Origin of the sequence: Variovorax sp. VNK109 (assembly GCF_049445855.1) — a bacterium.
Lineage (GTDB): Bacteria > Pseudomonadota > Gammaproteobacteria > Burkholderiales > Burkholderiaceae_C > JAGOCV01.
In genome coordinates, this window is record NZ_JBMSDV010000002.1 from 487,483 (window position 1) to 509,279 (window position 21,797).

13 protein-coding genes and 1 pseudogene are annotated in these 21,797 nt (G+C 66.4%); 5 read left to right on the forward strand and 9 right to left on the reverse strand.

Annotated elements, in window-relative coordinates; translation table 11 throughout:
* Nucleotides 1-23: 23 nt before the first annotated feature.
* From glgA to glgB, 6 genes and pseudogenes are all read right to left on the reverse strand, one after another.
* Nucleotides 24-1,541 carry a glycogen synthase GlgA gene (glgA, locus tag ACO2Q9_RS09920; protein WP_423310760.1) on the reverse strand — a complete coding sequence of 506 codons (1,518 nt, stop codon included), beginning with the start codon at nt 1,539-1,541 and terminating at the stop codon, nt 24-26.
* A gap of 9 nt (nt 1,542-1,550) precedes the next feature.
* Nucleotides 1,551-6,590 carry a malto-oligosyltrehalose synthase gene (gene treY, locus ACO2Q9_RS09925; protein WP_423310762.1) on the reverse strand — a complete coding sequence of 1,680 codons (5,040 nt, stop codon included), beginning with the start codon at nt 6,588-6,590 and terminating at the stop codon, nt 1,551-1,553.
* A 13-nt stretch (nt 6,591-6,603) separates the two neighbouring features.
* Nucleotides 6,604-8,475, reverse strand: coding sequence for a malto-oligosyltrehalose trehalohydrolase (gene treZ, locus ACO2Q9_RS09930; protein WP_423310764.1), 1,872 nt, complete (start codon nt 8,473-8,475; stop codon nt 6,604-6,606).
* A complete protein-coding gene (glgX, locus tag ACO2Q9_RS09935; protein WP_423310766.1) occupies nt 8,472-10,688 on the reverse strand; it encodes a glycogen debranching protein GlgX in 2,217 nt (738 codons plus the stop codon). The genes treZ and glgX overlap by 4 nt, the downstream gene beginning before the upstream one ends.
* A 7-nt stretch (nt 10,689-10,695) precedes the next feature.
* Nucleotides 10,696-11,980 (reverse strand): annotated as a pseudogene (locus ACO2Q9_RS09940) (glucose-1-phosphate adenylyltransferase); the annotation flags it as partial.
* A complete protein-coding gene (glgB, locus tag ACO2Q9_RS09945; protein WP_423310768.1) occupies nt 11,967-13,916 on the reverse strand; it encodes a 1,4-alpha-glucan branching protein GlgB in 1,950 nt (649 codons plus the stop codon). The pseudogene ACO2Q9_RS09940 and the gene glgB, both read right to left, overlap by 14 nt.
* A gap of 209 nt (nt 13,917-14,125) precedes the next feature.
* Here glgB and ACO2Q9_RS09950 point away from each other — a divergent pair, with 209 nt between their 5' ends.
* Nucleotides 14,126-14,521: a hypothetical protein gene (locus ACO2Q9_RS09950; RefSeq protein WP_423310770.1), complete on the forward strand. Its 396-nt coding sequence runs from the start codon at nt 14,126-14,128 to the stop codon at nt 14,519-14,521.
* 25 nt (nt 14,522-14,546) lie between these two features.
* Entirely contained in the window at nt 14,547-14,855 is a 309-nt protein-coding gene (locus tag ACO2Q9_RS09955; RefSeq protein WP_423310772.1) for a hypothetical protein, read from the forward strand.
* Here the strand turns inward: ACO2Q9_RS09955 and ACO2Q9_RS09960 are convergent.
* Both ACO2Q9_RS09960 and ACO2Q9_RS09965 read right to left on the reverse strand, forming a co-directional pair.
* Nucleotides 14,852-15,658, reverse strand: coding sequence for a transglutaminase family protein (locus ACO2Q9_RS09960; protein WP_423310774.1), 807 nt, complete (start codon nt 15,656-15,658; stop codon nt 14,852-14,854). The two genes, ACO2Q9_RS09955 and ACO2Q9_RS09960, sit on opposite strands and share 4 nt — an antisense overlap.
* A 3-nt stretch (nt 15,659-15,661) precedes the next feature.
* A complete protein-coding gene (locus tag ACO2Q9_RS09965) occupies nt 15,662-18,067 on the reverse strand; it encodes a catalase (protein ID WP_423310777.1) in 2,406 nt (801 codons plus the stop codon).
* Nucleotides 18,068-18,293: 226 nt separating this feature from the next.
* Between ACO2Q9_RS09965 and ACO2Q9_RS09970 the strand changes: the two genes are divergently transcribed.
* From ACO2Q9_RS09970 to ACO2Q9_RS09980, 3 genes are all read left to right on the forward strand, one after another.
* A complete protein-coding gene (locus ACO2Q9_RS09970; protein WP_423310779.1) occupies nt 18,294-18,692 on the forward strand; it encodes a hypothetical protein in 399 nt (132 codons plus the stop codon).
* A 67-nt stretch (nt 18,693-18,759) separates the two neighbouring features.
* Nucleotides 18,760-19,605 carry an N-formylglutamate amidohydrolase gene (locus tag ACO2Q9_RS09975; RefSeq protein WP_423310781.1) on the forward strand — a complete coding sequence of 282 codons (846 nt, stop codon included), beginning with the start codon at nt 18,760-18,762 and terminating at the stop codon, nt 19,603-19,605.
* A complete protein-coding gene (locus tag ACO2Q9_RS09980; RefSeq protein ID WP_423310783.1) occupies nt 19,606-20,736 on the forward strand; it encodes an NAD(P)/FAD-dependent oxidoreductase in 1,131 nt (376 codons plus the stop codon).
* Here ACO2Q9_RS09980 and ACO2Q9_RS09985 read toward each other — a convergent pair.
* Nucleotides 20,720-21,796, reverse strand: coding sequence for a quinone-dependent dihydroorotate dehydrogenase (locus ACO2Q9_RS09985; RefSeq protein WP_423310785.1), 1,077 nt, complete (start codon nt 21,794-21,796; stop codon nt 20,720-20,722). The genes ACO2Q9_RS09980 and ACO2Q9_RS09985 overlap by 17 nt on opposite strands.
* Between the last annotated feature and the right edge of the window lies 1 nt (nt 21,797).

Genomic DNA, 21,797 nt, shown 5'->3' on the forward strand with positions numbered 1-21,797 from the left:
GGGTCGCAGGTTCAAACCCTGCATCACCCACCAGTTTTCGTATCAGGCAGCGCGTAGCTCGCCGCTTCGATCGCAGCGGCGTAAACCTCCACGTATCGCCGCGCACCCGATTCCCATCCGAAATCACGCGCCATTCCCGCACGCCGGATGGCTTGCCATCGCGCTGGCTGCGCCCATGCCTTGAATGCCCGGTCCACGGCGTCATCGAACGCCTGCGCCGTATGGTCACGCATGACAAACCCTGTGCCACTGTGCGCGCTTGCGACTGGGGCGTCGTCTGCGTCGTCCACCGTGTCTGCCAGTCCGCCGGTCGCACTGACGATGGGAGGTGTGCCGTAAGCCTGGCTGTACATCTGGTTGAGCCCGCATGGCTCGAAGCGGGACGGCATGAGAAAAGCGTCAGCGCCGGCCTCGATCTGGTGGGCCAGCGTTTCGTTGAATCCAAGCGTGACGCCGAGTTTGCCCGGGTGCTTCCGCGCCAGGGCCTGCAAAGCGTCGGCAAGTGCCGCGTCGCCCTGACCGAGTACGACCAGTTGCCCGCCCCTGGCGAACAACCGTTCCGCACCTGAAACGACGAGATCGACGCCCTTTTGCTCCGTGAGGCGGCTCACCAGGCCGAACAGCATGCGCTGAGGATCGATCTTCAGCGCAGTCAGCGCCTGCAGCGCCGCCTTGTTGACGGCCTTGCCCTGTACGTCGTCTTCATCGAAGGTCCGGGCAATCAGCCGGTCGGTACGGGGATTCCAGACCTGCGTGTCGATGCCGTTGAGAATGCCGGTGATGCGCGGCGCATGCGCGCGCAGCACGCCTTCCATGCCGAAGCCGAACGCCGGCGTCTGGATCTCGTGTGCGTAGGTCGGGCTGACCGTGGTGATGGCGTCGGCGTACTGCACGGCGGCCTTCAGCATCGACATCTGGCCCCAGAACTCGACACCATCGATGCCGCGCGCTGTCTCCGGAATCTCCAGGCGGTCGCACTGGTCCATGCCGAACGTGCCCTGGAAAGCCATGTTGTGCAGCGTGATGATGCTTGCGACGGGCAATGTCGCGGACTTCGGTACCGGAGGCCTTGCCGCATGCAGGTACAGCGGCGCAAGTCCGCAGGGCCAGTCGTTCGCATGCAGCACGTCGGGCTGCCAGCCGAGGGGCGACCGCGGCATCGCCAGGCGCGCTGCCACGCGGGAGAGCAGCGCGAAGCGCAGTGCGTTGTCCGCATGGTCGGCACCCGAGGCATCGCCGTACGGGCTGCCGCTGCGCGCGTAAAGCTGCGGGCAGACCAGGAACAGCCAGCGCACGTCCGGTGCAGTGTCCGGCACCTGATCCATGTGGAGCAATTGGGCGGCGGGCCAGGGACCGGTGGCGGGCAGAGGGATGCTGGTCAGCAGCCGCCCGCTGAGCTTCACCCCGGCGTAGGCGGGCATGAGAATCACGACCTCGTGACCCAGCCGTGCGAGCGCCTGCGGCAGCGCCGCGCTCACGTCGCCCAGACCGCCCGTCTTCACCAGCGGCGCGCATTCGGGCGTGACAAAAAGAATCTTCATGACGGGATTTCAGGACTCGCAGGTGAACACCGCGAACGGCAGGTCGCTGCTGGCCACGCCCGGCGTGCCGAGCAGTTGCTCCAGCAGGATGCGGCCGTCCGCCGGCGCGGGAACATCCACGCCCGTCATCCAGTTGCGAAGTACGCGCGACTTCTCGAGCACCGGGTGCGCATTGAGCTGGATCGTTGCGCCTCGCCATCCCTGCGCGCCAAGTGAATCGAGCAGGCGCGCCACCACGATCACGATCGCGCGCCCTTCGCGGATGCGTGCAAATGCGATGGCGTGCTCCGCGCCTTCGGAGTCCTGCTCCACGGCCAGCGGGAGGTAGTTGCCGTTGCGGAACAACTCCGGCATCAGGGCGCGCAACTGCAAAAGCCGCCAGGTGACCAGTTGCTTGATGCCGGCCGGCGCCTGCTGGACCATCGATCCGTGACCTGCCGCAGGCAGAAGGCGCTGCCAGTCGCTGCGCGACGGATAACCTTTCTCATAGAGTTGGCGCAGGGGCTTCAACCGGTCGGCGAGCCCGCTGTAGTCCACGGGCCGGCGGTTGTCCGGGTCCACGAGGCTGAAGTTCCATTCCTCGCAGCCCTGGTAGATGTCGGGCACGCCCGGCGCGGTGAGCTTGAGCGCCAGCTGCGCGAGGCTGTTGCGCCAGCCCAGTGGCGCGATGCGTGTCACCAGTGCCTGGAGTCCGGCGACGAACGCATCGAGCGACAACACCTGGTCGATGTAGTCACGCAGCGCCGTCTCGTACGCCTCGTTCGGATTGATCCAGTTGGTCTCGCGCTTGGCTTCGCGCGCGGCCTTGAGCATGTAGCGCTGGACGCGTTCACGCAGGTCTTGCGTGACGCTTGCCGCGCCGGGGCCGGCAGGCGCAACCGGCCAGATCCCGGCGAGCGCCTGGAACAGCGCCCACTCGTCATGACGGCATGGCGCAGCGGCGCCGTCCACTTCGCTGCGGAACCGCTCGCCGATTTCGCTCAGGCGGCTTGCGGCTTCCGCCCATTCCTGCGGGATTTCCGACAGCACATTCAGGCGGGCGCGCACGTCCTCCGAACGCTTGCTGTCGTGCGTGGACGTGGCCAGCAGCCAATGCGGCCGCCGGCGTGCGCGCTGCACGTTGGCGTTGTGGAAGGCTGCGGCGGACACACCGAAGCGGCGCGGTTCGGAGCCCACGTCGTTGAGCGAAACGAGGCGGACGTAGCGGTAGAAGGCGGTGTCTTCCATGGCCTTGGCCATCACCGGCGCGGTGAACTGCTGCCAGCGCGCGATGAAGCGCCGGTGCAGCGAAGGCAGTGCGCCGGCTTCACCGAGCAGTACGCCTTCGACGAAGCCCAGCACCTGCGCGTCGGCAGTCCCCAGGCGCCTGCGTGCTGCGGCCACAGCCCAGGCAATGTGCTGCGCGTCGCCTGCCACACCCGAATAGCCGCTGGCACCGACATAGGTGCGGTACACGGGGAACGCTGCCGCCACCTCCGCGAGCACCTCACGCAGCCGGTTGCGCGTGAAATCGCAGGTCGAGCGGTCGGCCCGCGCGATGCGGTAGAGCGTCTCGGTGAGCCAGCCCAGCTCGCTGGACAGCGACTGTCCGATGACGAGCTTCTTGCAGTCGTGCACGATGGCCTCGAACGACTGCGTGTCGCCCGTGAACGCGGCGTAGGCCTCGTCGAAAGCCGCCTCGGCGGACGGATCGACAAAGAGGCCGTTGACCAGGCTGCTGAAGCGGTAGCCCGTGCCGCCGTGCACCGGCCATTCCTCGGGCAGCGCTTCGTGGTCGGCCAGGATTTTCTCGACCACGAGATACAGCGCACGCACTTCGCGGCCTGCCGAACTCGCGAGTGCCGCGTGGCGCCGCTGCAGCTTCATGAAGTAGGCGGCCGGTTCGCTCAGTCCGTCCGGATGGTCGATGCGCAGGCCGGTGATCTTGCCTTCGGCCAGCCACTGCAGGATCAGCCCGTGCATCGCATCGAAGACCGGCGCGCGGTCCATGTTCACAGCGGCCAGCCCATTGATGTCGAAGAAGCGGCGGTAGTTGATGTCGTCACCCGCCACGCGCCAGTCCGCCAGCCGGTAAGCCTGCTTCTGCAGCAACGCATCGAGCGCGTCGAAGCTGCGCGGATCTCCCGCATGGCCGTTGAGCCTGCGCAGGCAGGCGTCGATCCATTGGCGCAACCATTCGTGCTCCGCCGCCAGCGCTGCCAGGCTGCGTTTGTGCAGCGCCGCGTCGCGCAGCCGGATCGCGCGTTCATCGGCAGTTGCAGCGTCGCGCCCCGGCAGCCGCGTGAACGCGTCCAGCAGCGAGCGCACCTGGTCGTTGTCCTGCGACTGTACGGGCTGTACCGGCTGGCTCGCGAGGATGCCGGCGTAGTGCGCCGGATCGATCGGCGCATGGTGTCCCCAGTAGTGCACGCAGAACTGGCCGGCCAGCGCGTCGAAACGCACCTGCAGTTCGCCGGCCTCGAGCACGCGGCCGTAGGCGTCGCCCAGGATGGGCAGCAGCACGCGGTCGCGCATTTCAGGCGCGGCCGGTTGCCACTCGATGTCGAATGTGTCGGCGTGCGGCGATGCGCGGCCGTGTTCCAGCACGTCCTGCCACCAGGGGTTGTGGGCTTCGAGCACGCCCATGTGATTGGGAACGATGTCCAGCACCTGGCCCATGCCGCGCGTGGCAAGCGCGTCGCATAGCGCGGCGTGTTCTTCGGGCGTACCGACTTCGGGGTTGATCCGAGTGGGGTCGATCACGTCATAGCCGTGCGTGCTGCCGGGCCGGGCGGTGAGGTAGGGCGACGCATACAGGTGGCTCACGCCGAGCGCCTGCAGGTAGTCCGCCGCGCGCGTGACGTCGGCGAACGTGCAGCCGGCATGGAACTGCACGCGGTAGGTCGCACGCGGGATGTCCGCCGTGTCCAGCGCCGGCAGGTCGGCCAGGGCGCTGGCGCTGCCTGGCGTGTGGCCGGCGGTCGCGGCGGGCCGCCCGGCGCGCATGGCGGCCGCCACTGTCGCGAGGCGCCCGTCGCCTGCGATGTCTTCCAGCGCAACGGCGATGCGCCGGCGCCAGTTCGGGTGCACGTCCTCGGTGGTCCCCGGCACATTCACCTGTTCGCGCTGGCCTACCACGTCTTCCAGCTGAACGGCGGCCAACCAGCAGGGCGTGCGCGCGAGAAAGCCGTGCACCGCCGCCACGAACGCCGTTGTCGCGTCTGGCAACGAGGGCGGATGCATCGTTGCGCCTTCGGGCAGCAGGTGCTGTTCGTTCAGGGCCATGAGAAGGTGGGCGCGATCGTGCGCGCGGGCGAGCACCTGCCGTGCGTGGCTGTCCGGCTCGGGCAGCAGGTTCAGGCGCGCGGCAGTTTCCACGTCGTCACCGAGCCAGTAGCCGCGCAGCGTCGGCAGGTCGTGCGTGGTCACCACGGCCAGCGCCTGCGGCTGCCAGTCCTGCGGCGGGCGGAAGGCTCCGGCTTCGGTGCGTTCGAAGATCAGCGGCCGGTACGACAGCAGGCCGCGCCGCGCCATCGCATCGCGCATGGCGGGCGCGACGTTACCCAGGTCTTCACCGATCACCATGCACTGCTGCCGGTGGCTTTCCACCGCGAGGATGGCAAGCAGCGGCTCCAGCGGATAGGCGACGTAGGTGCCGTTGCCGCCGCGTGTCCAGTACAGGCGCATCAGGCCCATCACGTGGTCGAGCCGCAGCGCGCCCGCGTGCTGCATGTTGTAGCGCAGCAGTTCGATGAAGGGCGCGAACTGTTCGGCCACCAGCGCGCCCGGGTTGATGGGCGGCAGTCCCCAGTCCTGCCCCAGCGCATTGAGCGGATCGGGGGGCGCGCCCACGTGCAGGCCGAGCGCGAACAGGCTGCGGCGCGACCAGACCTCCGAGCCGCCTTCGCTTGCGCCGACGGCGAGATCGCAATACAAGCCCAGCCCCATCACGCCGCGCGCATGGCGCTGGCAGGCGGCGAGCTGTTCGCTGGTGACCCACTGCAGCCAGAAGCGATAGGCCACGGCTTCGGAGTGCGCGCGCGAGAACGCCGTGACTTCCGGGCTGTCGGGTTCCTGCAGTCCGGCAGGCCATGCAGGCCAGCCCCACACGCTGGAGTCGGCCGCGTGCAGGTGCAGCGCCAGCGCTTCGTGCAGCGCGTGCCGGCCGAGCGTGGCGCGGTGCTGTTGCATGAAGCGTTCGAACGCGCGGCCGCGTTGCGAGCGCTGCTGCAATTCGCGCTGGCAGAAGTGTCGCCACAGCAGGGCGAGCACTTCGTTCTTGACGGCCGCCACCTCGGCGTATTTCACGAAGTCGCCTTCGCGCAGCGCGGCCAGCCGTTGCTGGAACGCGCTGCTGGCCACCAGTTCGCGTGCGGCGTCGCACGCCGCGAACTCCGGCACGCCCGGCACGTCGATGTACAGCGGGTGCAGCGCGATCCGGCTGGACGGGCTGTAAGGGCTGGCCACCTCGGGATGCAGCGGGCTCAGCGCATGCAGCGGGTTGAGCCCGACAAAGGACGCGCCTTCCGCCGCAGCCAGCGAGATCAGCTCGCGCAGGTCCGCGAAGTCGCCGATGCCCCAATTGGTGCCCGAGCGCAGTGCATACAGCTGCGCAGATACGCCCCACCAGCGCTCGCCTTGCATCACGGCATCGGGCAGCCAGCAACGTGCCGGCGCCACGATGACGAGCCGCTCCGGCAGGTGCCGGGTCAGCAGGCGGTAGTAACCGGCCGGCAGCGAAGCCGGCAGTGCCACGGCATCGCCAGTGCCCGCACCCACGGTCTGGCTGGTTTCTGAAATCAGCCGCCAGGGCCCTGCGCGCGTGAGCGCGATCGTGGTGGCTTCGCCCTCGGTGGCGATGAACGCCTGTGCATCGCTCGACGCAGGCGGAATGCTGGAGAACGCCCGGCCGTCTTCCATCGACTGCAGGATCGCCTCCACAGTGTCGCGCGACGCGGCCTGCGGCGCGCCCCAGAAGCTCGTGTAGGCCAGTGCGATGCCCGCACCACGCGCGCGCTCGGCCAGCGCGTGCGGCAGCATGTCTTCGCCCTGGAGACCTTCGGCGCTCATGCGATCCTGTCTTTCATGGCCGGCCCTTCATGAAGCGCCAGCGCGCGGCGTGGGCTGGCCATCCCGTCGCGGCAGCGGACCAGTTGTGCGCGTGGACTTCCGTTCCCTGCTGCGGCGTCAGCAGGCCGGCGGGCAAGTCCCCGGCGGCGATCGCGCGGCTGTCCAGATTGATGTCCATCCAGACAATCGCGTCGTCGGTATAGCGCCAGCGCACCTGCAGCGCCTTCGGGCCGACTTGCGTCGCGTCGTGGCGGCCGTGCGCCAGCAGCAGCTGGCGCGGCGTGATCCATTGCCGTCGCGCAGCCAGCGCGAGCGCCACGAGTTCCTGCCACGCACGCGCATGGTCGGTGTCTGCCTGGCCGGCGACAAGGCGGCCCGCCTCGAACGTGCTTTCCTCGCAGGCATTGGGCAGCTCGCGCGGCCGGCCGCCCGGACCCGGCGGCGCCTGCGCGAGCATGTGACCGAACTCGCGTTGCCTTCCTTCGATGACGGCCTGCCGCAGATCGCCCTGCCAGTCGGCGAAGTAGTAGAAGGGCTGCTGCGCGCCCAGTTCGTCCCCGAAGAAGAGCATGGGCGTTGCAGGGGTGAGCAGCGCCAGCAGCAATGCAACCTGCATCGCGTCGGGTCCGACGAGTTCGCCCATGCGTTCGCCGAACGCGCGGTTGCCGACCTGGTCGTGGTTGTTGGCGTAGTTCACCATCGCCCACAGCGGTTGCGCCGGCGCGGCGGCGGGCATTTCGCGCGCGCCGCCCTCCTTGCGCGGCGAAGGTGCGAACGCGAAGCCGTGCGTGAGCGTGCGTGCCAGCAGCGCGAGCGGCTCCTTGCCATAGTCCGCGTAGTAGCCGCGCGTCTCGCCGGTCAGCAGCACGTGCAGCGCATGATGGAAGTCGTCGTTCCATTGCGCGGTGAACCGGCCTTTCACGTGTGCAGCGGACAGCTGGTGATGCTCGTTGTTCTCGTTCTCCAGCACCAGATGCACCTGCCGGCCCACCGTGGCGTCGCGCACGCGCGTGGACAGTTCCTCCAGCACGTCGGGCGAGCGGGTGTCGTGGATCGCATGCACCGCATCGAGCCGCAGGCCGTCGAAGCGGTATTCCTGCAGCCAGTACAAGGCGTTGCGGATGAAGAACTCACGCACTGCTGTGCTGTCTTCCCCGTCGAAATTGATGGCCGCCCCCCAGGGGCTGGTGCGCGTCTTCGAGAAGAAGGGGGCCGCATAGCGGCCCAGGTAGTTGCCGTCCGGGCCGAAGTGGTTGTAGACCACGTCAAGGAACACCATCAGGCCCAGGCGGTGTGCCGTCTGCACGAAGCGCTTGAGATCGTCGGGCGACCCGTAGGCGGAGTGCGGCGCAAAAGGCAGCACGCCGTCGTACCCCCAGCCGAAGCGGCCCGGAAAGGCGGCTACCGGCATCAGCTCCACGGCCGTGATGCCGATGGCCTTCAGGCGCGGCAGTTCCGCCGCCGCTGCGGCGAAGGTCCCCTGCGGCGTGAAGCTGCCCACATGCAACTCGTAAAGCACTGCTTCCGTCCAGGGCCTGCCTTTCCACGCATCGTCTTCATCCGTCCATTCGAAAGACCGTGGGTCGACAACGACGCTGGCTGCATGCGGCCCGTCCGGGTTGTGGCGTGATGCCGGGTCTGGCACCGACACTTCACCGTCGATGCGCCATTGGTAGGCCGTGCCCGCGCCGGCGCCCGGCACGCTGCAATGCCACCAGCCGTCTCGTCCGGCGGCAGCCGGCGTGTGGCGTGCGGACTGCGCCAATGCCTGCGGCGATCCGGCATGGCACAGCGCCACACGGCGCGCCTGCGGTGCCCACAACCGGAACTCGGTGGCGCCGTCGCCGACCTGGGTGCCGAACGGCATGGCCTCGCTGCCGCTCATCGGGCGGCCGCCGGGGTCGCGCCGGTGGTCGTCAGCACCGCCATCGAGCGGGGATGCAAAGCGCAATGGCCGCCCGACTCGAGCATGCCCGGAAAACAGTCACCGGCGGTGGGCGGTACGGCGGCGCACTGGGTGTCCAGACGGACGGTCCATTCACGCGCCGACTCGTCCTGGGGCAGTGTGAAGAGCGCCTCCTCGTCCGATGCGTTGAAGAGCAGGAGCACCGTCTCCTGTCCCTGTGCGCCTTCGAACAACGCACCGAGGCAGCGCACCTGCGGGTTGTCCCATTCTTCCTGCGTCATCGGCAGGCCCCAGACGCTGTACCAGCCGAGCCTGGCCGCATCCCAGCTGTCGCCGCGCAGGACGGGCAGCGAGGCGCGCAGCGCGGTGAGCGAGCGCACGAACCCGGTGAGATCCGCATGCGCCGCGGCGCGCTCCCAGTCGAACCACGACAGCGCGTTGTCCTGGCAGTAGCCGTTGTTGTTGCCCTGTTGCGTGCGGCCGAGCTCGTCGCCGCCCAGCAGCAGTGGCACACCGCGCGACATGAAAAGCGTGGTCAGCAGGTTGCGCGACTGGCGTGCACGCAGCGCGAGTATCTCTTCGTCATCGGTGGGACCCTCGACGCCGCAGTTCCAGCTGCGGTTGTGGCTTTCGCCGTCGCGGTTGTCCTCGCCATTGGCCTCGTTGTGCTTGTCGTCGTGGCTCACCAGATCGTGCAGCGTGAAGCCGTCGTGCACGGTGACGAGGTTCACGCTCGTCCATGGCGGACGGCGGCGCTGTTCGTACATGTCGGCCGAGCCACAGATCGCGGCCGCGAATTCCGGTGCGGCGCCGTCGGCCCCGCGCCACCAGTCGCGCACGCAATCGCGATAGCGGCCATTCCATTCCTGCCAGCCTGCGGGAAAGCCACCGACCTGGTAGCCGAAGTCACCCACATCCCAAGGCTCGGCGATCAGCTTCACGCGCGAGAGCACCGGGTCCTGGCCAATGGCGGCGAAGAACGCCGAGCGGTGCGCGAAATGGCCCAGCGCGTCGCGGCCCAGCGTGGTCGCCAGGTCGAAGCGGAAGCCGTCGACGTGCATCTCCTGGACCCAGTAGCGCAGGCTGTCCATCACGAGCTTCAGCGCGACGGGGCTGCTCGTGTCCAGCGTGTTGCCGGTACCGGTGAAATCGGTGTAGTAGCGCGGGTCTTCCGCCAGGCGGTAGTAGGCCGCGTTGTCGATGCCGCGCAGGCTGAGCGTCGGGCCCATGTGGTTGCCCTCGCCGGTGTGGTTGTAGACCACGTCGAGGATCACTTCCAGACCTGCCGCGTGCAGCGCCTTCACCATGGCCTTGAATTCATCGATGGCCTGCGACGGCCGCGTCGCGTAGCGCGGCTCGGGCGCGAGGAAGGCCACGGTGTTGTAGCCCCAGTAGTTGGTGCGGCCTTCGTCCAGCAGGTGCTTGTCGGCGATGAACGCCTGAACGGGCAGCAGCTCCACGCTGGTCACCCCCAGCGACTTCAGGTGCGCAATGGCCGGTGCGCTTGCCAGTCCGGCGTAGGTGCCGCGCAGGTGCGGTGGCACGCCGGGCATGGCCTGCGTGAAGCCCTTGACATGCACCTCGTAGAAAACCGCGTTCGCCGGCGCAATGCGGGGTGGCGCGTCGCCGCCCCAGTCGAAGCGGCTGTTCGTCACGAGGCACTTGGGGGCGTGGGACATGTCCACGCGGGTGCGCTGCGCGAGGTCTTCGTCCGCATGCCCGATCTCGTAGGCGAACATGGCTTCGCTGCCATCCACCGCACGGTCGAGGGCGCGCGCATACGGGTCGAGCAGCAGCAGGTTCGGATTGAAGCGCTTTCCCTCGGCCGGCTGGTACGGGCCGTGAACGCGTAACCCGTAGCGTTGACCTGCCTTGAGGCCTAGGACATGGCCGTGCCACACATCGTCGGTCACGCAGGGCAGCGCGATGCGCTCCACTTCGGTCTTGCCGTCGTCCGCGAAAAGGCACACCTCCACGCGTTCGGCGGCCGCCGACCAGACGGCGAAATTGACGCCGTGCCGGCCCACCGTCGCTCCCAGCGGCCAAGGCGATCCTGCATCGACACGGTGATGACGCGCACGGGGTTTGCGCGCTTTCACCGCATCTGGCTGGACCGGCGGCCTCTGCGCCTCTTGCGGCGCTGTGGGGGAGGAGGGCGGCGGGTCGGCCAGGAAAGCCAACCCTTCGCTCATGCGACCGCCCCGACTTCGGAGTCGGCGAAGGTGTAGTCGGACGAGCGCACTTCACCGGTGGCGACCGCGCGTCCGCGCCCGGCCTTGAAGTAGCCGGCGGGCACGACAACGATGCCGCTTTCCGTGACATGGAAGCGCTTGCGGTCTGCTTCGAGGTCGTGGCCGATGCGCTCGCCCGCGGGGATGTCGTTGTCCTGGTCGATGATGCAGCGGCGCACCTGCGCGCTCGGCCCGATGCGCGAACGCTCCATCACGATGCAGTGCTCCAGCAGCGCGTGGCGTTCGACGATGACGGAGCGGCGCAGCATCGCGTGGTCGAGCGTGGCGCCGTCGACGATGCTGCCGGAGCCGACCACCGACCGGTTGAGCGCGCCGTTCTCGATCTGCGCCGACTCCGCCTGGTCGGGACTCGCATAGATGGGCCAGGCACGGTTGGTCATGCGGAAACGCGGCGCGGCACCCAGCGTGTCGAAATGCGCGTCGAAGTATGCGTCGATGGTGCCCACGTCACGCCAGTACGCGTGCTCTTCGTAAGGCTGCGTGTTCGGGATGATGTTGGTGTCGAAGTCGTAGGCGACGAGCTTGTGCGTCTTCAGCATCGCCGGCAGGATGTGCTTGCCGAAGTCGCTGTGGCCGGTGGCATGGGCTTTCTCCAGGACGTCCAGCAGCACGTCGGCGTTGAAAAGATAGTTGCCCATCGAGGCCAGCGCGTGCGTCCGGCTCCCCGGCATCGGCTCGCAGGTCGCGGGCTTTTCCTGGAATTCGGTGATGCGATGGTTCGCGTCCGTCGCGACGATGCCGAACTGGTCGCACTGGCTCAGCTTCACCGGCAGGGTGGCCACAGACGCGTGCGCGTTGTTGGCCACGTGGAAGTCGATCATCTGGCGCACGTCCATGCGGTAGATGTGGTCGGCCCCGAACACCGCCACGATGTCCGGACGGAACTCCCGGATGAGGTGGATGTTCTGGTAGACCGAGTCGGCCGTGCCCTGGAACCACTCGGGGCCGTTGCGCATCTGCGGCGGTACGACCGTGACGAAGTGCTGCGGCATGAAACGCGCCATGGTCCACGATTTGCGCACGTGTTCGATCAGCGACTGCGACTTGTACTGCACCAGCATGTAGATCGAATAGATCTCCGAGTTCACCATGTTGGAGAGCACGAAATCGACGATCCGGTGCTTGCCGTTGAAGGGCACGGCGGGCTTGCAACGGTCGGCGGTGAGCGGGTGAAGGCGCGAGCCTTCGCCGCCAGCCATGATGATGGCGAGGACATTCTTACTGCTGGACATGACTCGGGCTCCGGTTGGAGAAAAACACTGTGGACAGGGGCGGGACGGTGATGGACAGCCTGGCGGGCTGACCGTGGAGTGATTCGTTCCACGCATGGGCACTGCCGAAGTTGCCCATGCCGCTGCCGCCATACACGGCGGCATCGCTGTTGAGGATTTCGTGCCAGGTGCCTGCCATCGGCACGCCGACGACATGTCCGCGGCGTGCTTGCGGCGTCATGTTGCAGACGGCCAGCACGACCTCGTCACCCGAACGGCGCAGGATGGCCAGCAGCGTCGGCTCTTCGTGCAGCGCAGGTGCCCATGAGAAGCCGGCCGCATCGAAATCGGTGGCATGCAATGCAGCGTAGAGCCGGTAGATGCGGTTGAGGTCGGCGACCCAGCGCGCAACCCCGGCATGCAGGGCATTCGCCCAGAGGTGCCAGTCGAGCGTGCGTTCGTGGTGCCATTCCTGCACCTGCGCGAATTCGCCGCCCATGAACAGCAGCTTTTTACCCGGGTGAGCCCACATCAGCCCGTATGTGTTGCGAAGGCCGGCGAAGCGCTGCCACTCGTCGCCGGGGTGCTTCTGCAGCAGGCTGCCCTTGCCGTAGACAACCTCGTCGTGCGAGAACGGCAACACGAAGTTCTCGTCGAAGGCGTAGACGGCGGAAAAGCGGATGTCGTTGCCATGCCACTGGCGGTGAACGGGGTTGCGGTGCATGTAGCGCAACGTGTCGTTCATCCAGCCCATGTTCCACTTCATGCCGAAGCCCAGGCCACCGTGATGCACCGGGCGCGAGACGCCGGCCCAGGCGGTGGATTCTTCGGCGATCACGTGCACGTCGGGGAAGCGCGCATAGACGGCGCTGTTGAGGTCCTGCAGGAAGCGCACGGCTTCCTGGTTGCGGTTGCCACCCTCGGCATCGGGAATCCACTCGCCCGGCTCGCGCGCGAAGTCGAGGTAGAGCATGGAGGACACGGCGTCCACGCGCACCGCGTCGAAGTGGTACTTTTCCAGCCAGAACAGCACGTTGCTGATGAGGAAATCGCGCACCTCGTAGCGGCCGTAGTTGAAGATCAGGCTGTTCCATTGCGGGTGGAAGCCTTTGCGGGGATCGGCATGTTCGAACAGCGCAGTGCCGTCGAACGACGCAAGCGCATGCGCGTCGGAAGGGAAATGCGAGCCCACCCAGTCCAGGATCACGCCGATGCCGTGGCGATGCAGTGTGTCGACCAGGGCCATCAGGTCCTGCGGCGCGCCATAGCGCGCGGTGGGCGCGAAGTAGCCCGTGGTCTGGTAACCCCAGGATCCGTAGAACGGATGCTCGGCCAGCGGCATCAGTTCGACATGCGTGAAGCCCATCGCTTCGCAATGGGCCGCCAGCCGTGTCGCGATGTCGCGGTAATTCAGGAAGCGGCCATCTTCCTCGCGCTGCCACGAGCCCAGGTGCACTTCATAGATCGACATCGGCCGGTCGAGGGCCTGCCGCTGCCCACGCTGCGCCATCCATGCGCGGTCGCCCCAGTCGTGCCGGCCGTCGCCATCGATGTCCCAGATCTGCGAGGCAGTGCCGGGTGGCATCTCGCAGCGCAGGGCATACGGGTCGGCCTTGTCCTGCCATTCGTGCGCGCAGGCCGCCAGCACGCGGTATTTGTAGAGGTCGCCGATGCCGGCCGCGGGGACGAAGCCGGCCCAGCGCCCGGTTCCGTCGTCCAGCCGGGTCAGGGCATGGCCCTGCCACCCATTGAAACTGCCGGCGACCTGCACGGCCTGCGCATTCGGGGCCCAGACGGCGAAGCGCGTGCCTCCGATGCCGTCCCGCACGCCGACGCGCGAGCCCATGGCGTCGAACTGCCTGAAATGCGAAGGGCCGGCATCCGGTCCTGCGTGTGCGGAAGCTTCCAGCGGACCGGAGGACTGCCGGGCTTTGTCGACACGCGAGGAACTGTGCATGGTGCAGATATTGCGCGGTGCAGCATTTGCAACTTGAAGGATTTATGTTCGACCGGATGTCGGAAACGGCCTACATTTTTTTACGTAGTTGTTTTTGACGGAGTCGGGTGTCTGCGGACCGCGCCTACGCTGGACCACGGCGTGTTCCTACGCCGGCGCGGCGAGGGCTGCCCACAATGAATGCACTTCAACCTGAACAGGAGACATTCATGAACACCCGCATTCTTGCCGTCGCAATCGCTGCCATGACCGCCGTCGGCGCGTCGCATGCCATGACCAAGGCCGAGTACGACGCCGCCAAGGACCGCATCGAAGCCACGCACAAGGCCGACAAGAAGGCATGTGACGCGATGAAGGACAACGCCAAGGATGTCTGCGAGAAAGAGGCTGACGGCAAGCAGAAGATCGCCAAGGCAGAACTCGAACAGGGCTACAAGCCCAGCGCGGACAACCAACGCAAGGTCCAGGAAGCCAAGGCCGACAGTGCGTACGAGATCGCCAAGGAAAAGTGCGACGACATGAAGGGCGATGCTGAAAAGTCGTGCAAACAGAGCGCCAAGTCCACCCATGACAGTGCCATGAAGGCCGCCAAGGGCAAGGCCTGACCGCGTCAATGAAAGGAACCGGCGAATGACTCGAAGCGCAAGCGCCTCGCCTTCGGGCGACGGCTCCAACAGCCAGAGCAACCAGGGTGGTCCCGGCGACCGGGACGCCTTCGGCAAGATCGAGGACGACCTGCAATCCGAAGCGCAGGGCCGTGCGCGAGCGAAGCCGGACGCTGACGCCGTGAAGCGCGAGCCCGCGCAACGCTTCAGCCGCACCGGAGCCGCCTTGGGCGACCCTGCCGCTGAGCACTCGCAATATGGATTGATCGACTCCGCGCGCTCGCCGGAGGACGAGAAGAAGATCCGCGGCGTCAAGGGCGCCACTGGCGCCTAGCTGCGCGCCGCGATCTTTTCCACCGTCACCTTCATGTCACGGACCTTCATCGGTCCGTAGTTGGAGAGGAACGCAACGTCCGCCGCATCGCGCCCGTACGACACCACGACGCGGCCGGCTTTGCGGGCTTCCTGCGTGGCATCGAAGGTGTGCCAGGCACCGCCTACGTATGCCTCGAACCAGGCGTGCATGTCCATCGGATCGAGCTGGTAGAGATAGCCCGAGACGAAGCGCGCCGGTATGCGGAGCGCGCGGCAGAGCGTGATGGCGATGTGTGAGAAATCACGGCATACGCCTGCACCCGCCTCCAGCGTGTCGAACGCATCGGTGCTTTCGTTGCTCACGCCGTACCGGTACTCGATGTTCCCGCGGATCCAGTCGCAGATGGCTGCGACCTGGCCGAAGCCGGGTGCAGCATCCCCGACGACCTCCGAAGCCTTGTCATACGCACGGTCGCTCGGGCAGTAGCGGCTCGGCAGCAGGTACATGAGACTGTCCGTCGGAAGGTTCTCCACCAGAACAAAGCCGGCCGATGGCGCGCTGGCAATCTGGTCGTCGACGATCACCTGCGACTCGACATCGATGCTCGCAAGTCCCGGGGGCAGCGTGAACCGCTGGCACGCATTTCCGAAGGAGTCGAGATACTCGATCGCCGGGATCCACGGCTTCACTTCGTAGCTTTGCGACACCACCCATTGGGCCGTGCCGCTGGAGGGGCGCAGCATGGCGACGGTCGGGCAGACACCGTCGCACGTCACCTCCACGTGGCTTTTGACAACCAGCCGCATGTGTGAATGGGCCATGTTTCAGATCGCCGGGGGATCGGTTTCGCGTTCGGGATGGCGGTGGGCTGCCACGGCCTTCACGAACGACGCAGTCGTTGCTTCCGTCAGCGGTCCCTTGACAATGCCTTTGGGCGGCACGTCCTTCGGTCCCACGGCGAGACCGGCCTTCTCCAGCAGGGATGCTGAGGCGCCGATCGCAAGGATCGCCTTGCAGTGGCGCAGGTGGTCCTTGATGAACTCCGCGGTGTGCCCGTCCTTTTCCAGCACGGCGACGCCTTGCGGGCCGTCGGCGATCGCCAGGGCATCGAACAGGAATCCCGGTTCGTTTTCCAGCGAGGCATCGGCATCGATCGCCACACCATCGCTGGTGGCCACGCTGCCGATGCGGGGTGCCACGAAGCGAGGCACCGCACCGCGCTTGAACAGCGCCGCATGCAGTTCCATGGCGGACTGCCCGACACTGCCGTCCGCCAGCACAATGGCAATCTTGCGGGCCTTGACGGTCCCGTCGCCGGGCCGCGCCATCAACGACAGCGAAGGTGATTTCATGATCTCCGGCTTTGCCGGGCGGTCGACCGCCCGGGGCATCGGTGCGGGTATTTCCTTCATGCCGAGGCCGGCGGCGACCTTGCGCGCGAGATCATCGGACACGTTGCGCAGCGATGAAATCATGCGTTCGCGAATGGCGGGAACCGTGAGCTTCGAAAGCTCGAAACGGAAGGCCGCGGCAATGTGCGCCTGCTCCACTGGCGTCTGGCTTTCGTAGAACAGCGTGGCCTGGGTGTAGTGGTCGGCAAACTTCTCGGGCTTGGCGCGGACCTTGCCTTGCTCCTCCTTGCGCGAAATGCTGGCTGCGACTGAAACGAAGCCCTGCGCAGCGCCCGCCTGGAAGGGGCATCCACCGCCGAGCGAGTTGGGTTCATAGGACACGCGACCGCGGTGGATCGCCTGCCGGTGCATGCCGTCGCGCTGGTTGTTGTGGACCGGCGCGACGGGTGCGTTGATGGGAATCTCGTGGAAGTTGGGGCCGCCGAGCCGCGAGATCTGCGTATCCACATACGAGTGGATACGGCCTGCCAGCAGCGGATCGTTGGAGAAATCCAGCCCCGGGATGATGTGCGCGGCGCAATACGCCACCTGCTCGGTCTCGGCGAAGAAGTTGTCCGGATTTCGGTTGAGGACCATGCGTCCCAGCGGCCGGATGGGCACCAGTTCCTCCGGCACGATCTTGGTGGGATCGAGGATGTCGAAGCTGAACTTGTCGGCCTGCTCCTCGGTGAACACTTGCACGCCCAACTCGTATTCGGGGAAGGCACCGGACTCGATGCGTTCCCACAGATCGCGGCGGTGGTAGTCCGGGTCAGCGCCCGAAATCTTCACGGCCTCATCCCACACCAGCGAATGCGTGCCGGCCGTCGGATTCCAGTGGAACTTCACGAACACCGATTCGCCCTGCGCATTGACCATGCGGAAGGTGTGTACGCCAAAGCCCTGCATCGTCGCGTAGCTGCGGGGGATTGCGCGGTCCGACATGGCCCACATCAGCATGTGGGTGGATTCGGGCATCAGCGAGACGAAGTCCCAGAAGGTGTCATGGGCAGAGCCTGCCTGCGGCATCCCGTGGTGTGGCTCGGGCTTGACGGCATGCACGAGGTCCGGGAACTTCATCGCATCCTGGATGAAGAACACGGGAATGTTGTTTCCCACCAGGTCCCAATTGCCTTCGTCGGTGTAGAACTTCACCGCGAAGCCGCGCACGTCGCGCGCTGTGTCCTTGGAGCCGCGCTCACCTTGCACGGTAGAGAAGCGCACGAACACCGGCGTGATCTTGCCGGCTTCCCGGAACGGCGCAGCCTTGGTGATGTCGGTCGCCGCCTCGTAGCACTCGAAGTAGCCATGCGCCGCCGAGCCGCGTGCATGCACGATGCGCTCGGGAATGCGTTCATGGTCGAAGTGCGTGATCTTTTCGCGCAGGATGAAGTCTTCCAGCAGAACCGGTCCCCGCGTGCCGTACTTCAGCGAGTTCTGGTTGTCGGCGATCGGCACGCCCTGGTTGGTGGTGAGCACTTGCCCGGCAGAGTCCACGCGCACGCGGTCCAGCGGCTCGATCGTCGAATTGGTGCCGGGCAGGGCAAAGCTGCCGACCTTGTCGGACTCGTTTGCTTCGGTCAGCGTGCTGGCACCGGGGAGCCCGGAAAGCGGCTCGGCGCTGGCACCCATGGGGGGAGCGATGCCATTGGCGAACCCGTGTTCTGCCGCCTTGTTCGCGTTGAATGGCATCGCGGCCACCAGTGCCTGCGTGTGTTCGGCTTGCAAGGCGGCCGTGTCGGGCACGCCGGGCTCGATGCTGGATGGCGCACTGTCGGTATTGCGAGAGGCAGCCTTGGCAGCCGTATTCGTGGGTTTCGTGGGCGGGGTTTTGGGCATGTGGGTGAGTCGTAGGAGGGTCGTGGGCGAGGCGGAGCGCCCAATTTAGTGACCTGCCCATGCGCAGTTCGTAGGACGCCGCCGCGACCGGTCGCCGGTGCGCCATATTCCGCAGTTTCGGCGCTTTCCTACAGACCGACGGCCAGAACCACGACATTTGTCCCATTTACAGGGGATGACAATTTGTATTCAACGGTGTACAACCGTATGACTACAAGGGGTGTGTGTGCCGAGCGAGTTCTTCATTTCCGGCTTCAGTGACAGCGGGCCCGTGCCCGTGTCGCGTCCGAGCCTCCTGGAAATCCGGGGAGGAGAGCTGCGCTATCTCGCGAAGATCGAACTCAACCGCTTCGAATTCGGCCTGCAGGATCGTACGCAAGGCCGTGACACGGAGGCCTCGCGCGGCATCGCGAAGGCGCTCGAGATTGCCGGCAAGCTGAGCCATCCGCGCGCCAAGCAGCGCGCCCTTTCATACAACCCGCGTGAAGGGCAGGAGCACTGCCCGCACTGCTGGGTGTTCTTCGGCAACAAGCACGCGCTGCATTTCACCGACAACCCGGGCGGTGAAGCCGAAACGGCCCACTGCCACGAGTGCAACAGTCAATACCAGGTTCCCAAGGCCTGACCGGGATTTCCGCGCTGACGGAAATCCTCGCCCCGGCGGGCCGAGGCCGCGCTGCTAAAGTCACCCAATGCCATGGATCACTTATCTGCCGGGCGCGTCGCCACTGGTGCTGGACTCACCGCACAGCGGCACCGCATATCCCGAAGACTTCCGGCACGCATGTGACCTGAAGACGCTGCGCCGTGCCGAAGACACGCACGTCGAAAAGCTCTACGACTTCGCGCCGGCATTGGGTGTCGCGTGGATCGAGGCACATTTCCCCCGGAGCTATCTGGATGCCAACCGCAACACGACCGAGGTGGACACCGGCCTGCTCGACGGCCCATGGCCGATGGAAGTGGCGACCGATCCCGTCGTGCTGTCCAAGGTGCGACTGGGCAAGGGGCTGATCTGGCGCGCGACCGATGAAGGTCTGCCCATCTACGCGCGGAAGCTGGGCGTGGAGGAAGTGCTGGCACGCATCCGAAATTGCTGGACCCCGTACCACGCCGCGCTGGCGCAGGCCATCGAGTCGGCCCATGCGCGCCACGGTTACAGCATCCACATCAATTGCCACTCCATGCCTGCGGTCGCGTCCAGCCATGCGACGGATTTTCCCGGGGAGGTGCATCCGGACTTCGTCGTCGGAAACCGGGATCACAGCACCTCGAGCGAAGCGCTGGCCCAACGCGTGTGCAGTCATCTGCGGGCGCGGGGCTATCAGGTGGCGCTGAATCACCCCTACAAGGGCGTGGAGCTCGTGCGTCGCCACAGTGACCCGGCCGGTCATCGCCACAGCCTGCAACTCGAGATCAACCGCAAGCTCTACATGGACGAGCAGACGCTGGAAATCACATCCGGCTTCGATGACCTCAAGGCGTCGCTGCGATCGCTGGTCGAACTTCTGCTCGCGACCGATCCCCGGGTGCTTTAGATGGACCGGGTCGATGCCGTGGTCATCGGTGCCGGCGTCGTCGGGCTGGCGGTTGCGCGCGCGCTCGCCCTCGAAGGCCGCGAAGTCATGGTGCTGGAGCAGGAAAACCTCATCGGCAGCGGGACGAGTTCGCGCAACAGCGAAGTCATCCACGCGGGCATCTACTATCCGCAAGGCTCGCTGAAGGCGGCGTTGTGCGTGCAGGGCAAGGAGATGCTCTACGCGTATTGTGGAGAGCGCGGCCTGCCGCATCGCCGCTGCGGCAAGCTGATCGTCGCGACGTCCGACGAACAAGTGGCACAACTCGACACCATCCTCGCGAGGGCGCGCGCCAACGGGGTGACTGATCTCGTCAAGCTTGACGCGCAAGAGGCGAAGGCGCTGGAGCCGGCGCTCCACTGCGTGGCCGCATTGCTTTCACCCGGCACGGGCATCGTGGACAGCCACGCGTTCATGCTGTCGCTGCAGGGGGATCTGGAGAACGCGGGCGGGCTGGTCGCGCTGGGTTCGAAGGTCTCGTCGGCGCAATGCTCGGCGGACGGCATCCTGATCCGCACGGACGACGGCACGGAGCTGATGGCCAGCACGGTGGTGAATGCGGCAGGCCTGCATGCGCCGGCCGTGGCTGCGCGTTTCGAAGGCCTGCCGGCAGCCAGGGTGCCGCGTGCCAGGTATGCCAAGGGCAACTACTTTACCTTGTCCGGCCGATCGCCGTTTTCGCGGCTCATCTACCCGGTGCCCGAAGCGGCGGGCCTCGGCGTGCATCTGACCATCGACCTCGGCGGGCAGGCAAAGTTCGGACCCGATGTGCAGTGGGTGGATTCGCCAGACGATCTGGTGGTGGACCCGGCGCGCGGCGATGCGTTCTACGCCGAGGTGCGGAAGTACTGGCCCGGTCTTGCCGACGGAGCGCTCCAGGCGGGCTACGCGGGTATCCGGCCGAAGATCAGCGGGCCCGGAGAGGTTGCCGCCGATTTCGTCATCCAGGGGCCCGGTGAGCATGGCGTGCCGGGACTGGTCAACCTGTTCGGCATCGAATCGCCCGGCCTCACGAGCGCGCTCGCGATCGGCGAGCGGGTCGTGCGCGTGCTGTCTGACGAGCGTTCAAGCTGTATCAGCGAAGGGCCTTGATGGCCTTTGCCGCTTCGGTCACCAGCTCCGGGCCTTTGTAGATCAGGCCTGTGTAGATCTGGACGACGTTCGCGCCAGCATCGATCTTGGACGCTGCGTCCGCACCGCTCAACACGCCGCCCACGCCAACGATGGGAAACGCCGTTCCCAGTGCAGCACGCAATTGCCGGATGACGCGGTTGCTCGCCTCCAGCACCGGAGCGCCGGAAAGGCCTCCTGCTTCCTCCGCATGGGTCAGCCCTTTGACCGCATCGCGACCCAGCGTCGTGTTCGTGGCGACAACACCCCACCCCAGGTTCTCGGCATCCTCGTCAGTGCGGCGCTTCAGCGTCATGGCGATCACTTCGATTTGTGCCTCGTCGAGGTCTGGCGCAATCTTCACGAACAACGGTACGCGTTTGCCATGTTGCTGCGCCAGATCCCTGCGACGTGCGCCGAGTGCGCCAAGCAAGGACTCCAGCGCTTCGTCGGATTGCAGCGCCCGAAGGTTCTTCGTGTTCGGGCTGGAAATGTTGATGGTCACGTAGTCCGCGTGCGGATAGACGCCATCCAGGCATGCCAGATAGTCGGCCGTGGCGTTTTCGATCGGCGTGGCTGCGTTCTTCCCGATGTTCAAGCCGAGCAGCATGGGCGGATTGCTCCTCGCAGTACCGCGAAACCGCGCGTTCTTCACATTGGCGATGAACACGTCGAGACCGTCGTTGTTGAAACCCAGCCGGTTGATGAGTGCTTGTGCCTGCGGCAGGCGGAACATCCTCGGCTTCGGGTTGCCCGGTTGTCCCTTGGGCGTGACGGTCCCCACCTCCACGAAGCCGAAGCCGAGCGAGGCCAGTCCGTCGATGCAACGCGCGTTCTTGTCCAGGCCTGCCGCCAGTCCGACACGGTTCGGAAACCTGAGTCCCGCAAGTTCGAAGGCATCTTCGACGCGCGCATTGCCGACGATGCAACTCACGGGCGTATTCGCCGTCATGGCCAGCGCGTGCATGGTGACTTCATGGGCCTTTTCGGCATCCATCTGGAACAGGAACGGGCGGGCAAGGGAGTAGGGCAGCAGTGGCATT

Excerpts from the sequence above, each read along its gene's own strand:
- glgA (WP_423310760.1), bottom strand. The coding sequence starts at position 1,541 with ATGAAGATTCTTTTTGTCACGCCCGAATGCGCGCCGCTGGTGAAGACG.
- treY (WP_423310762.1), bottom strand. The coding sequence starts at position 6,590 with ATGAGCGCCGAAGGTCTCCAGGGCGAAGACATGCTGCCGCACGCGCTG.
- treZ (WP_423310764.1), bottom strand. The coding sequence starts at position 8,475 with ATGAGCGGCAGCGAGGCCATGCCGTTCGGCACCCAGGTCGGCGACGGC.
- glgX (WP_423310766.1), bottom strand. The coding sequence starts at position 10,688 with ATGAGCGAAGGGTTGGCTTTCCTGGCCGACCCGCCGCCCTCCTCCCCC.
- glgB (WP_423310768.1), bottom strand. The coding sequence starts at position 13,916 with ATGCACAGTTCCTCGCGTGTCGACAAAGCCCGGCAGTCCTCCGGTCCG.
- ACO2Q9_RS09950 (WP_423310770.1), top strand. The coding sequence starts at position 14,126 with ATGAACACCCGCATTCTTGCCGTCGCAATCGCTGCCATGACCGCCGTC.
- ACO2Q9_RS09955 (WP_423310772.1), top strand. The coding sequence starts at position 14,547 with ATGACTCGAAGCGCAAGCGCCTCGCCTTCGGGCGACGGCTCCAACAGC.
- ACO2Q9_RS09960 (WP_423310774.1), bottom strand. The coding sequence starts at position 15,658 with ATGGCCCATTCACACATGCGGCTGGTTGTCAAAAGCCACGTGGAGGTG.
- ACO2Q9_RS09965 (WP_423310777.1), bottom strand. The coding sequence starts at position 18,067 with ATGCCCAAAACCCCGCCCACGAAACCCACGAATACGGCTGCCAAGGCT.
- ACO2Q9_RS09975 (WP_423310781.1), top strand. The coding sequence starts at position 18,760 with ATGCCATGGATCACTTATCTGCCGGGCGCGTCGCCACTGGTGCTGGAC.
- ACO2Q9_RS09980 (WP_423310783.1), top strand. The coding sequence starts at position 19,606 with ATGGACCGGGTCGATGCCGTGGTCATCGGTGCCGGCGTCGTCGGGCTG.
- ACO2Q9_RS09985 (WP_423310785.1), bottom strand. The coding sequence starts at position 21,796 with ATGCCACTGCTGCCCTACTCCCTTGCCCGCCCGTTCCTGTTCCAGATG.